This window comes from Micromonospora sp. NPDC049171 (assembly GCF_040648275.1).
In the GTDB taxonomy this organism is placed as follows: Bacteria; Actinomycetota; Actinomycetes; order Mycobacteriales; family Micromonosporaceae; genus Micromonospora.
In genome coordinates this window covers 218,706-232,032 of record NZ_JBEZDJ010000001.1, presented here as the reverse complement: position 1 = coordinate 232,032, position 13,327 = coordinate 218,706, and the positions used below count along the sequence as shown (strand labels likewise).

Annotated in this window: 10 protein-coding genes; 3 read left to right on the top strand and 7 right to left on the bottom strand. The window is 71.2% G+C overall.

Annotation, left to right across the window (positions count from 1 at the left end; all coding sequences use genetic code 11):
• Positions 1-24 precede the first annotated feature (24 nt).
• The 7 genes from AB0B14_RS00880 to AB0B14_RS00850 form a co-directional block, all read right to left on the bottom strand.
• Positions 25-828, bottom strand: coding sequence for a cellulose binding domain-containing protein (locus AB0B14_RS00880; protein ID WP_357520407.1), 804 nt, complete (start codon positions 826-828; stop codon positions 25-27).
• A 227-nt stretch (positions 829-1,055) separates the two neighbouring features.
• Positions 1,056-1,208 (bottom strand): hypothetical protein, encoded by a 153-nt coding sequence (locus AB0B14_RS00875; protein WP_357064406.1) that lies wholly within the window; start codon positions 1,206-1,208, stop codon positions 1,056-1,058.
• Between the two features lie 3 nt (positions 1,209-1,211).
• Positions 1,212-2,474, bottom strand: coding sequence for a phosphodiester glycosidase family protein (locus AB0B14_RS00870; protein ID WP_357520405.1), 1,263 nt, complete (start codon positions 2,472-2,474; stop codon positions 1,212-1,214).
• A 178-nt stretch (positions 2,475-2,652) separates the two neighbouring features.
• Positions 2,653-3,375, bottom strand: a complete 723-nt coding sequence (locus AB0B14_RS00865; RefSeq protein WP_357064412.1) for a GNAT family N-acetyltransferase — start codon at positions 3,373-3,375, stop codon at positions 2,653-2,655.
• Positions 3,372-4,331, bottom strand: coding sequence for an ABC transporter substrate-binding protein (locus AB0B14_RS00860; RefSeq protein ID WP_357064415.1), 960 nt, complete (start codon positions 4,329-4,331; stop codon positions 3,372-3,374). Before AB0B14_RS00860 ends, AB0B14_RS00865 begins: the two co-directional genes overlap by 4 nt.
• 11 nt (positions 4,332-4,342) lie before the next feature.
• Positions 4,343-5,098, bottom strand: a complete 756-nt coding sequence (locus AB0B14_RS00855; RefSeq protein WP_357064506.1) for an amino acid ABC transporter ATP-binding protein — start codon at positions 5,096-5,098, stop codon at positions 4,343-4,345.
• 5 nt (positions 5,099-5,103) lie between these two features.
• Positions 5,104-5,973, bottom strand: a complete 870-nt coding sequence (locus AB0B14_RS00850; RefSeq protein WP_357064417.1) for an amino acid ABC transporter permease — start codon at positions 5,971-5,973, stop codon at positions 5,104-5,106.
• Between the two features lie 340 nt (positions 5,974-6,313).
• Here AB0B14_RS00850 and AB0B14_RS00845 point away from each other — a divergent pair, with 340 nt between their 5' ends.
• From AB0B14_RS00845 to AB0B14_RS00835, 3 genes are all read left to right on the top strand, one after another.
• Positions 6,314-11,803, top strand: a complete 5,490-nt coding sequence (locus tag AB0B14_RS00845; protein WP_357520403.1) for a carboxyl transferase domain-containing protein — start codon at positions 6,314-6,316, stop codon at positions 11,801-11,803.
• Between the two features lie 134 nt (positions 11,804-11,937).
• Positions 11,938-12,453 (top strand): SigE family RNA polymerase sigma factor, encoded by a 516-nt coding sequence (locus tag AB0B14_RS00840; protein ID WP_357064420.1) that lies wholly within the window; start codon positions 11,938-11,940, stop codon positions 12,451-12,453.
• Positions 12,450-13,298 carry a hypothetical protein gene (locus AB0B14_RS00835; protein WP_357064421.1) on the top strand — a complete coding sequence of 283 codons (849 nt, stop codon included), beginning with the start codon at positions 12,450-12,452 and terminating at the stop codon, positions 13,296-13,298. The genes AB0B14_RS00840 and AB0B14_RS00835 overlap by 4 nt, the downstream gene beginning before the upstream one ends.
• Positions 13,299-13,327: the final 29 nt, after the last annotated feature.

Below are 13,327 nucleotides of genomic sequence, written 5' to 3'. Positions count from 1 at the left end.
GCGCGACAGCGGGGCGGACGTCACTCACGCGTCACACGTCAGCGTCAACCCGTCGGGCACCGCACTGGCCGACACGACAAGGCCGAGCCTCGCCACACCGTCCGGCGCCAGGGTCCCGTTGTACGTGGCGTTGCGGACCGAGACGTCGGCACCGGTCGTCTCGATCACCCCACCCCAGATCGACTCGACTCGCTCGTCTCCGGGCCACCGCCACGAGACGCGCCACCGGTCCACCGGCTGGCTTCCGATGTTGCGCACAACGACCGTGACGACGTAACCGCTGCCCCAGTGGGCGTCGATCGTGGCCGTCGCACGGCACGACGTCAGCGAGGCGGTCCGGGCCGACCCGATGAAGTACGGATCCCGCTTGCCGTTGGGGTCGGTGAACCGGTACCAGTACTCGGTGCCGGGCGTCAGCCGGTCGATGGTCACCGAGCCGGTGCGCTCCGGCCCGGAGACGGCCGTCGCCACCGGTGCCCGCCACTGCTGGGCGTCCTCGCGGCTGGCGAAGAGGCTGACGGTCATCGGCGGGTCGTAGCCGCAGGGCGGGCGGAAGAATATCGAGTACGAGATAGTCACGCTCGTGGTGGTGACAGCGGTGACACTGGCGCCGATCGGCAGCGCCGGCGGGCAGGCGATCGTGGGCGTGGCTATCGGGGTGGGCGTGGGCGCCGCAGTGCGCGTGGGCGTGGCTATCGGAGTGGGCGTGGGTACCGCTGTGGGTATCGACGTGGCCGACGGTGTCGGTGCTGGCGTCGCCTCGGCGACGGCGGTCCCGGCCCAGGCGGCCAGCGCCATGGTCGTGACGGCGAGGAACGTGCGAAGCATCGGTGCCTCCGTGGTTTAGCAGGCACCGAGGACCGAGGTGGTGGCCGGTGCCGCGCTCGGGTGTCCGGTCACCGACGAGGACTGCCCGGCACGGGTGACGTGACCACCGCGTGCGCCCCGTGGACCGGAGAAGGTGTGGTGCGCGCTGGCTCCCGAGCACGACCGACCACAGCATCGCAGTCGACGAACATCGATGCAAGCGCGCACCGTCACGTCGGTCTACGGAATCAGGTGATCGAGTTGTAGACCGGCATCCAGCCCAGGCTCTGACCGGTGGAGGAGAACACCTCGATCTTGCGAACCACCGCGCCCGGCGTGGTGGCGGCGACGCTGTTGCCGACTCCGATCCCGCCGACGGCGATGAGTTTGAGCTGGTGCACCGATCAGTGCTTGCCCAGGAAGATGCCGATGCCGTTGGCGACCAGACGCTCCGTACCGTCGGACGGGCTGTTGCGGGTGGTGGCCGCGGCCTGGCCCGGCTCGCGGACGGCGACCGTGCTCGAACCGCCGCCGTCCAGGTTCACCGCGTCCTGGGCGCCGAGCGCGCGCATCAGGTCGGCCAGTTCGGCGATCGTGAAGCCGGCGCTGGCCGGGGCACGGCCGGCCAGGGCGACCAGGTAGACCGTCCTGCCGTCGGGGCTGACACCGGCGGAGCTGCGTACCGCGGCGGTCTTGGTGTCCAGGCCGGCCAGCGGCGCACCGTCGCGCAGGATCGGCGCGCCACCGACCGCGAAGGTCAGCTTGGGCTTGCCGGCGGACTCCAGCTTCTCGCGAACCTGCACCCGGTCGCCGACGGCGAGGTCGTCGAGCGTGTCGGCGCCGCCCTCGCGCCCGACCAGCACCTGGGTGTCGGCGGGGATCGCGCCCGCACCGGGGGTCCGGCCCACCGCCGTCACCACACCGTCGCGGATGGTCACCTCGTAGGTGTGGGTGCTGCACGGGTCGTTGCGGCTGGTGTCGGTGCCGCAGGTCGACCGGACCCGGGAGGCGGCACCCCAGTCGGAGGTGAACAGGCCGACGCCGTCGACCGGCAGCGCGTACTGGTTGAGGCCGCTGAGGGCGATCGTGCCCTTCCGGCTGCGCACCTCGCCGTCCAGGCTCAGGGTGTCGACGCGCGCCTTGCCGTTCACGCCCACGCCGAAGACGTCCCGGGTCGAGGTGCCGGGAGCGAGGCCGGGGCCGAAACGCTGCGCGGTGGGTACCGCGAACTTCAGCTCCTCGCCGTCGTCGATCTCCGGACCGGATGACGAGTAGGTGGGGGTTACGCCGGTGTGGGTCTCGCTGTTGTTGAAGAAGTCCCCGTTGACGCCGGCGACGGCGCCCTGGTCGTTCGTCATCGAGGAGACGACCTGGCGCTGCGCGACAGCGGCGGGGTGCAGCAGGTCCAGGGAGACCTTGTTCTTCTTCAGGTCGGCCGTGAGCAGGTAGCCGACGGTGACGCCCCGGGGCGTGCTCACCTGGAACGAGCCGTAGGTGACACCTGGGGCGAGCTGTTCGGTCGAGGTGACGGTGATCGGGGTGTCCGTCACGGACCCGGACGTCGCCGCGATGGCGGCCTGGGCGGCGCCGGGCGTCGCTACGAGTGTGCTCAGTCCCGCGGCGAGCAGCAGTGCCAGACTCGGGCGGACCAACGTCGATGGCCTCATCGCCGCTCCTTTCGTGATTCGGTCCCTGGCTCGCGCCGGGATGGTCGCGCCGGTTCCGCTGTCGACCGGACCAGCGTTGATCTTCCCGACGAGCCGATCACGTGCAGGTGAACACGGCGGACGATCCCGGTGAACCACCCGCACCCTCTTGATCAACGGTTGTGCGGGCCTGAGCTGCTCAGACTCCGAGTCGGCGGTCCACCCCGGGTGTGCTCGGCGCCCGGACCGCACGGAACGTGGTATGCCGCCGCAACCGGAAGCCGAGCGACTCGTACAGCCGGATCGCCGTGGTGTTGCTGGCCGCCGCGTGCAGGAAGGGTCGCTCACCCCGAGCGCGGATGCCGGCCGCGACGGCCCGCACCAGTCGGGTTGCCAGGCCCTGACCGCGGACCTCCGGTGCGGTGCACACCGCGCTGATCTCGGTCCAGCCCGGCGGGTGCAGGCGCTCGCCCGCCATCGCCACCAGCGCGCCGCCTCGCCGGATGCCGAGGTAGGTGCCGAGCTCGACGGTCCGGGGCAGGAACGGGCCCGGTTCGGTGCGGGCGATCAGAGCGAACATCTCCGGTAGGTCGGCAGCGGTGAGTCGCACCGCCTCCGAGTCGTCGGCCGCGTCGACCCCGACGTCGACCATCTGCACCCCGGCGATGGTGGCGTCGACCGCCCAGCCGTCGGGCAGGGGTGCGGTGGTCCCGGTCACCGCGACCACCGCGCCCGGCCCGACAAGCGTGGCGAGGTCGGCCCAGACACCGGGATCGTCATCCACACTGACGCAGGCGAACGGCGCGACGTCCGTCTGGTAACGGGCGGCCCGGCCGTGGATCTCGGCGAACCGCCGGTGTGGGCCGGTCAACGCGGCCCACACCGGGTTGTCCAGGGCTTCGTCGGTGTACGTGTCTGTCACTTGCCCTCGCTTGGCAGGCCCGGCGGGTTGATCTCCGACTTGGTGGTCGTCTCGTCGCCGAGGTTCCACCGGGCCAGGATCTTGCCGTAGTCGCCGGAACGGATCAGTTCGTCGATCGCGGCGGCGAGCGCGCCGACCAGGCCGCTGCCCTTCTTCGTGGTCAACGCGATCTTCCCTTGCAGCGCGGCGCCGGCACCCGAGTAGGTCCCGATGATCTCGGTCTCACCGGCGACCGCCACGTGATAGGCGACGCTGGGGTTCGGGCCGAGGTACGCGTCGATCTGCCCGGAGGCCAACGCCAGGTGGGTGGCCTGGTTGGTCTGGTAGTACTTGATGTCCACAGGTGCCAGACCCTGCCGCTTCGCCTCGGCGCTCCACTCGACGAGGATCTTCTCCTGGTTGGTGCCGGAGCCCACCGCGATTCGCTTGCCGGCGACGTCCCTGGGCCCGGCCGCCTTCCAACCCGCGCCCTTCTTCGCCTCGAACGCGAGGTTGTCCAACCGGTACGTGGCGAAGTCGTACTTCTGCTTCCGTTCCTCGGTGACCGTGATGTTGGAGGCGCCAACGGCGTACTTGCCGCTGTCCAGACCGACGAAGAGGTTCTCCCAGGAGGTGTTCTCCAGACGCGGTTCCAGGCCGAGGATCCCGGCCACGGCCACCGCGATGTCGGGTTCGTTGCCGATCAGAGTCTTGTTGTCGGTGGCGGTGAAAGCCAACGGTGGCGAGCCGGCACCCGCGGCGCCGACCCCGATGGCGAGCGTGCCGCCGGCGCGGATGTCCGCCGGCAGGAGCGCGGCGACGGCGTCGACCTTCGCGGGGACGATCCGCTTCTGGTCCGGGCTGTCGTTCACGGTGCCGGGGGTGGCGGCCGTCGCCCGGGGAGTCTCTTCCGGAGCGGCGCAGGCGGCGAGGCCCAGGGCGAGCACGGCGGCGAGCAGGAGGGGGCGGGTGCGCATGGTGCGTCTCCTCAGATCAGGACCTTGGACAGGAAGGTTCTGGTGCGTTCGTGGGTGGGTTTGTCGAGCACCTGCGCGGGCGGCCCCTTCTCGACGACACGTCCGGCGTCCACGAACACGACAGCGTCGGCGACCTCCCTGGCGAAGCCGATCTCGTGGGTGACGACGATCATCGTGGTGCCGGATCGGGCCAGCGCGCGGAGCACGTCGAGGACCTCACCGACCAACTCGGGGTCGAGCGCGGAGGTGGGCTCGTCGAAGAGGATGAGCTTCGGGTCCAGCGCCAGCGCACGGGCGATCGCCACCCGCTGTTGCTGGCCCCCGGAGAGTTGCCGTGGGTAGGCGTCCACCTTGTCGGCCAGCCCGACCCGGTCGAGCAACTCCCGGGCGTGGGTGAAGGCAGCCGCCCGCCGTCGGCGTCGCGTGGCCAGCGGCGCCTCGGCGACGTTGTCGAGGGCGGTCAGGTGCGGAAACAGGTTGAAGTTCTGGAACACGAAACCGATGTCGGCGCGTTGCCGCAGGATCTGACGTTCGCTGAGCTCGTACAGCCGGTCGCCGACCTCGCGGTAGCCGATGAGCTGACCGTCCACCCGGATCGTGCCTCGGTCCACCTTCTCCAGGTGGTTGATCGCCCGCAGGAGAGTGGACTTGCCCGAACCCGACGGCCCGAGGACCACCGTCACGCTGCCGGTCTGCACCGTGAGGTCGATGCCGCGCAACACCTCGTGCGTGCCGAACGTCTTGTGGACGTCACGCACGTCCACCATGACCGTCACCGCGTCACCGTCCGGCGCAGGACGACGCGCAGGCGTTGCAGCGGCGTCGGGGGCAGGGTCCGCAGCGCACCCCGGGCGAAGTGCCGCTCGACGTAGAACTGGAGGATCGACAGCAGCGCGGTGAGCACGACGTACCAGACGGTGGCCACCATGAGCAGGGGCACCACTCTGCCGTTTCGGCCGTAGACCACCTGGACCTGGTAGAAGATCTCACCGATCGCCAGCACGTAGACCACTGACGTGCTCTTCAGGAGGTTGATCAGTTCGTTGGCGGCGTTGGGCAGGATCGCCCGCATCGCCTGCGGCAGCACGATGCGGCGGAACTGGCGGTGCCGAGGTATGCCCAGCGCGGCGGCGGCCTCCAGTTGACCCTGGTCGACCGAGAGGATGCCGGCGCGGACGATCTCCGCCGCGTAGGCCGACTGGTGCAGGGTGAGGCCGAGCAGCGCGGCACCGAACGGTCCGATCAGGTTCGCCGTCTGCACCTGGTAGAAGCCCGGCCCGAACGGCACACCGAGTTGCAGTGTGTCGTAGAGGTAGCCGAGGTTCGCCCAGAACAGCAGCTGCACGATCAGCGGCACCGAACGGAACACCCAGATGTAGGTCCAGCTGACCGCCTGGAGGACGGGGCTGCGCGACAGCCGCATGGCGGCCAGCGCGATCCCGGCGAGGAAACCCAGCGCCGCGCCGGCCACCGTGAGTTCGATGGTGGTCAGCAGCGCGCGGAGCACCGACCGTTCGAGGAAGTAGCCGGCGAACGTCGGCCAGTCCCAGCCCGGGTTGGTGACGAGCCCGTGGGTGAACTGGGCCGCAAGCACCAGCGCGACGACGGAGGCGACCCAACGCCACGGATGGCGGGCCGGCACCACTGTCAAGGTGGGCGGGTCTGTCCTGATGGGGGCTGCGGCAGGCGCGGACAGGAGACTCACGGGCACCTCCGGGTCACGGTTGCCCATGACCATAGGGACGACCGGTTAACCACTCATCCCTATCTGAAAAATAGGTTATTACGCTGGACCCGACCGGCCGGCCTGTCGATCGACGATGTGCGACAGCCAAAAACTTTTGTGCACTTCCTACAACTGAGGGACTGTTGGTTCGGTGGTTGCGCCATAGCGCTGGCCGCCGCCAGACGGAAGGGTGATCACTGCTGGGAGCCGTCGTCTCGCGGCACGCAGTTCGAGGTCTAGTTAAGGGGTCAGTCGGGTGTTCAACCGTGTCGCCATCGTCAACCGAGGTGAAGCCGCCATGCGGCTCATCCACGCGGTCCGCGAGCTGGCTGCGGAAACCGGCAGACAGCTCGAAACCGTCGCTCTCTACACCGACGTCGACCGCACCGCCACCTTCGTCCGCGAAGCGGACATCGCCTACGATCTCGGTCCGGCATCCGCTCGCCCGTACCTCAACCTGGCGGTGCTGGAGCGTGCCCTGACCGAGACCGGCGCCGACGCCGCGTGGGTCGGCTGGGGTTTCGTCGCCGAGGATCCGGCGTTCGCCGAGCTGTGCGAGAAGATCGGCGTCACGTTCGTCGGGCCGAGCCCGGACGCCATGCGCCAACTCGGCGACAAGATCGGCTCCAAGCTGATCGCGGAGCAGGTCGGCGTGCCGGTCGCGCCGTGGAGCCGCGGCGCCGTCGAGACCCTGGACGCCGCCCGGGCGGCGGCGGCCGAGATCGGCTACCCGCTGATGTTGAAGGCGACCGCGGGTGGCGGCGGGCGCGGCATCCGCGTGGTCCGCAGCGAGGCCGAGCTGGTCGACGCGTACGAGCGGACCAGCCAGGAGGCGGCGCGGGCGTTCGGCAGCGGCATCGTGTTCCTGGAGCGGCTGGTCACCGGCGCTCGGCACGTCGAGGTCCAGGTGATCGCCGACGGGCAGGGCACGGCGTGGGCGCTCGGCGTCCGCGACTGCTCGGTGCAGCGACGCAACCAGAAGGTCATCGAGGAGTCGGCGTCGCCGGTGCTCGACCCGGCGCAGGCTGCCGAGCTCAAGACGTCGGCCGAGCGACTGGCCATCGCGGTCGGCTACCGGGGCGCGGCGACCGTCGAGTTCCTGTACCACCCCGGCGACCGGCTGTTCGCGTTCCTCGAGGTCAACACCCGCCTCCAGGTCGAGCACCCGATCACCGAGCTGACCACCGGGTTCGACCTGGTCAAGGCGCAGCTGCATGTCGCGTCGGGCGGGCGGCTGGAGGGTGCGCCACCGGCCGAGCGGGGGCACGCCATCGAGGCGCGGCTCAACGCCGAGGACCCCGACCGTGACTTCGCGCCGTCGCCGGGGCGTATCGCGCGGCTGGACCTGCCCAGCGGCCCCGGCATCCGGGTGGACACCGGCGTCAGCGAGGGCGACACCATCCCGGCCGACTTCGACTCGATGATCGCGAAGATCATCGCGTACGGCCGCGATCGTGACGAGGCGCTCGGCAAGCTGCGTCGGGCGATGGCGAACACCACGGTGATCATCGAGGGTGGCGCGACGAACAAGAGCTTCGTGCTCGACCTGCTCGACCAGCCCGAGGTGATCGACGCCAGCGCGGACACCGGCTGGATCGACCGCGTCCGCGGCGAGGGCCGGCTCGTCACGCACCGGCACTCCGCTGTCGCGCTGGCCGCCGCCGCCATCGAGGCGTACGAGGAGGACGAACGCATCGAGCGGCAGCGGCTGCTGTCCACGGCGTCCGGTGGACGCCCGCAGGTACAGCACGCCAGCGGCCGCCCGTTGGACCTCAAGTTGCGCGGCGTCGGCTACCGCACGCGCGTGGCCCGGGTCGGCGCGCACCGGTTCCGCGTCGGCATCGAGGTGGGCCCCGTGGTGCGCACCGCCGACGTCGAACTGGACCGCTTCGACCGGCACACCGGCCAGATCGTCGTCAACGGCATCCGCTACCGCCTGCTCACCGGCACGTACGGGCCGACCCACCTGGTCGAGGTGGACGGGGTCACGCACCGGGTCAGCCGCGACGAGGGTGGCGTCCTGCGTTCCCCGATGCCCGCGCTCGTCGTCGCCACGCCGCTGGAGATCGGCGCCGAGGTCGAGGCGGGCGCACCCGTGCTGGTGCTGGAAGCGATGAAGATGGAGACGGTGCTGCGGGCGCCGTTCAAGGCGCGGCTGAAGGAGTGCGCCGTCTCGGTGGGCAGCCAGGTGGAGGCGGGTGCGCCGTTGCTGCGCCTGGAGCCGCTCGCGGACGAGGCCGGCGAGACCGCGGCCGACCCGACCGCCGAGGCCGTCGAACTGGACCTGCCCACCGCCGCCGAGGACGTGCCGGCGTACGAGCGCAGCAGGCGCGGTCAGGAGGACCTGCGCGGCCTGCTGCTCGGCTTCGACGTCGACCCGCACGACGAACGGCGGGTGCTCGACGACTACCTCACCGCCCGACGGGCCGCCACCGAGGCCGGTCCGCGATCCTCGGGCGCGGCGACCAGCCGGCGGCCCCTGGCCGCCGAGCTCGACCTCATCGAGGTGTTCGCCGACCTCGCCGAGTTGAGTCGCAACCGGCCGACCGGCGAGGACGGCGGCGCCGCGTACGTGCACAGCGCCCGCGAGTACTTCCACACCTACCTGCAGAGCCTCGACGTCGAGCGGGCCGGGGTGCCGGACGCCTTCCAGACCAAGCTCGCCAAGGCGCTCGGCCACTACGGTGTCACCGACCTGGAGCGCTCCCCCGCCCTCGAAGCGGCGGTCTTCCGGATCTTCCTCGCCCAGCAACGCGCGTCCGCCGACGCCACGGTCATCGCGACGCTGCTGCGCGCCTGGCTGCGGGAGACCCCGCCGGACGAGGCGCTGCGCGAGCCCGCCGGTCTCGCCTTGGAACGGCTGATCGCCGCGACGCAGGTCCGCTTCCCCGCGATCGCGGACCTCGCCCGTGGCGTGGTGTTCGCCTGGTTCGCCCAGCCACTGCTGCGCCGCAACCGCGCCCGCGTCTACGCCGGGGTCCGTGGGCACCTGCGGCACCTGGACGCCCACCCGGACGCCGCGGACCGCGCCGAGCGCGTCGCCGAGATGGTCCGCAGCACCGAACCGCTGGTCCGGCTGCTCGGCCAGCGGCTCGTCCGTGACCACCTCGACAACGCGGTGATGCTGGAGGTGCTGACCCGGCGGTACTACGGCAACAGGGCGCTCACCAGCGTACGCACGCACCAGGTTGCGGGCTGCACGTTCGTCGTCGCCGAGCGTGCCGACTCCAGTGTCGTCTCCGCCGCGGTGCGCTTCGACGCGTTGGGCAGCGCGCTGCGCGGGTTGGCCGAACTGTCCGCCGACGAGGACTCCGTCGACGCCGACATCTATCTCGGCTGGGAGAACCAACCGGAGGACTTCGACGCGATGGCGGCGGCGCTGGCCGAGGTCATCGCCGCGCACCCGCTGCCGCCCCAGGTGCGTCGGGTCACCACCACCGTCGCGGGGCGCGGCGGGGCGGTCATGCACCACCACTTCACCTTCCGCCCGTCGGGCACCCAGCTCGCCGAGGACCGGCTGATCCGCGGCCTGCACCCGTACATCGCGCAGCGGATGCAGTTGGAGCGGCTGCACAAGTTCGACCTGACCCGACTGCCGGCGACGGACGAGGAGGTCTACCTCTTCCAGTGTGTGGCGCGGGACAACCGGGCGGATGACCGCCTCGTCGCGTTCGCGCAGGTGCGTGACCTGACCGAGCTTCGCGAGCAGGACGGCCGCCTGGTGGCGCTGCCGACGACCGAGGACGCCATCGCCGCCTGCCTCGACTCGATCCGCCGCGCCCAGTCGCGGCGACCGTCGAAGACCCGCTTCCACACCAACCGGATCGTGGTCTACGTGTGGCCGCCGAGCGAGCTGACCCGCGAGGAGATGGAGATGATCGCCGGGCGCGTCCGCCCGACGACCGTGGGTGCCGGCCTGGAGGAGATCCTGTTCATCGCGCGGCAGCGCGACCGCCGGACCGGCGAGCTGGCCAAGATCGCCGTACGGATCACGTTCGACGCCGCGGGCGGCGCGGAGCTGGCCGTCGGTGAGCCGCCGGTCGAGCCGATCGAGCCGCTGGACGAGTACCGGCTCAAGGTGCTGCGGGCCAGCAGCCGCAACACCGTGTACCCGTACGAGCTGACCGGCCGGCTCGGTGCCTTCGTCGAGCACGACCTCGACGCCGACCACGCGTTGGTGCCGGTGGACCGGCCGAAGGGGCGCAACAGCGCCGCCATCGTCGCCGGGGTGGTCACGACCCCCACCGAGCGGCACCCGCAGGGCGTCACCCGGGTGGTGCTGCTCGGCGACCCGACGAAGTCCCTGGGCGCCCTGTCCGAGCCCGAGTGCCGTCGCGTGATCGCCGCTCTGGACCTCGCGGAGCGGATGAACGTGCCGCTGGAGTGGTGGGCGCTGTCCGCCGGTGCCCGGATCTCGATGACCTCCGGCACGGAGAACATGGACTGGGTGGCCGCGGCGCTCAAGCGGATCGTCGAGTTCACCCAGGCCGGCGGTGAGATCAACATCGTAGTCGCGGGCATCAACGTCGGCGCGCAGCCGTACTGGAACGCCGAGGCCACGATGCTCATGCACACCAAGGGCATCCTGGTGATGACACCCGACTCGGCGATGGTGCTCACCGGCAAGCAGTCGCTCGACTTCTCCGGCGGCGTGTCCGCCGAGGACAACTTCGGTATCGGCGGCTACGACCGGGTGATGGGTCCGAACGGGCAGGCGCAGTACTGGGCGCCGAACCTGACGGCCGCCCGGGACGTGGTGATGTCGCACTACGACCACACGTACGTCGCGCCCGGCGAGGCGGCGCCCCGGCGGGCGGTCACCACCGACCCCGCCGACCGCGACATCTCCGGCTTCCCGCACAACGTGGCGGGCAGCGCCTTCGGCACCGTCGGGGAGATTTTCTCCGTCGAACACAACCCGGACCGCAAGAAGCCGTTCGACATCCGTACGGTGATGCGTGCCCTGGCCGACCAGGACCACCCGGTGCTGGAGCGGTGGGCGGGCATGGCGGACGCGGACACGGCGGTCGTGCAGGACATCCACCTCGGCGGCATCCCGGTCTGCCTGCTCGGCATCGAGTCCCGGTCGGTGCCCCGGCACGGCTTCCCGCCCACCGACGGCCCGGACACCTACACGGCGGGCACGCTGTTCCCCCGCTCGTCGAAGAAGGCCGCGCGGGCGATCAACGCGGCCAGCGGCAACCGGCCCCTCGTCGTACTGGCGAACCTGTCCGGCTTCGACGGCTCACCGGAGTCGATGCGCAAGCTGCAACTGGAGTACGGCGCCGAGATCGGCCGGGCGATCGTCAACTTCCGGGGGCCCATCGTCTTCTGCGTGATCTCGCGCTACCACGGCGGTGCGTTCGTGGTGTTCTCGAAGGCGCTGAACCCGAACATGACGGTGCTCGCGCTGGAGGGCTCGTTCGCCTCGGTGCTCGGCGGTGCCCCCGCCGCCGCGGTGGTGTTCTCCGCCGACGTCAACGCCCGCACGGCGGCCGACCCCCGGGTGCGGGACCTGGAAGCCCGTGCCGCGGCCGCCGCCGGCACCGAACGCGCCGCGCTGACCGCCGAACTCGACGAGCTGCGCTCGTCGGTGCGCGCCGAGAAGGTCGGCGAGGTGGCGACGGAGTTCGACCGGGTGCACAACATCCAACGCGCCGTCGAGGTCGGCTCGGTGGACGCCGTCATCCGCGCCGCCGAGCTGCGTCCGCGCATCATCGAGGCCATCGAGGCCCGCCTGGGGTAACGCCAGGGTGGTGGGGGAAATGCTCCACCACAGACACACCGCGGCGGTCCCGCCGATTGCACCCGGGTCAGGTGCAATCGGCGGCCGCCCCCGGGTGTGTCTGTGGTGGAGGATCCCCGACCGCAGGAGGTGCCGTGCGAGGCGACCAGCCGGATGACCGTGCCGCCTTCGACCGGTTCTTCCAGACCTGTTACGGCCGGATCAGCGCGCAGGTCCACGCCTATCTCGGCGACCGGGCCGAGGCCGAGGACGTGAGCCAGGAGGCGTTCCTGCGGGCCTGGCAGAAGTGGCGCGACATCTCCTCGTACGACGATCCGGTGGCGTGGGTGCGCCGGGTGGCCTGGAACCTCGCCACCAACCGGCTGCGCCGGCTCACCGTCGCGGCCCGCGCGTTACGCCGCCAGCCCATCGTGGCGCCCGTGCCGGCGGTGCAGCCGGACCACGTGGCACTTGTCGCCGCCCTGCGTACGCTGCCAGAGCGGCAGCGCCGGGTGATCGTGCTGCATTACATCGCCGACCTGCCGACCGCCGAGATAGCCGCCAGCCTCGGCGTGCCGCAGGGCACCGTGGTGTCGTGGCTGCACCGCGGCCGGGCGAAACTGGCGGAGCATCTGAGCGAAACGTCGAGCGGAGAGGCGGTCGCGTCGTGACACCCCCGGAGCCGGATCCCGGTCGAGACGACGTCACCGGTTTCGTGCTGCGGTCGTACGCCGACAGCGGCCATCTGTCGTTCGCCGCGCCATCGGCCGACGTGATCGTGCGCCGGGCCCGGCGTCGCACCAGGACGAAGGTCGCGCTGTCCTTCGCCGCGGTGGTGGCGGTCGCCGCCGGGAGCATCGCGACGATCACGAGGCTCGGTCCCGATCCGGACCGGGACCCACCGATCATCGGGCCCACGCCGACACCGTCGGTGAGCGTCTCCCCCACGCCGGCGGCACCGCCGACGCCGCCGACGACGTCGCCCTCGACTCCACCCGACCGGCGGACCCCGTCGCGGTCGGGGTCACCGACCGGCACTCCGAGCGCGACCGGCAGCGCTCCGACGCCGCTGGGCGTGCGCGGCGTCGACTGGGTGAACGCCACGATCACCATGACGGCATCGACGGGCGACGAGTGCCTGACCGGCAGGATCCGATTCGTCGACGGCAGGGGCGGCCAGCCGGGCGACGCTCCGCACATCTCCATCTCCTCCGCGTACGACGAGGGCGCCGCGACGTACGGTGACCTGAACGGCGACGGCCGCGACGAGGCGGTGGTGTACGGGTCCTGTCTGGCCGGCGCCGGCGACGAGGACGCCTCCGGTCAGGTGCTGGTCGTGACCGGGCGCACCGGTCAACTGGTCGGCAGTTGGGTCGGGCCGGTGGCCGAGGTGGTCAACGACGTGCGGGTCACCGGCGGGCGACTGGTCATCTCCTCGACCAAGAAGTACGCCGAGCCCGAGGTGCCGGTGGATCGCACCTACCGCTGGACGGGGACCCGTTACGCGCAGAGCTGAGCCCTCGACAGAGCGCCGAGGAGCGCGGC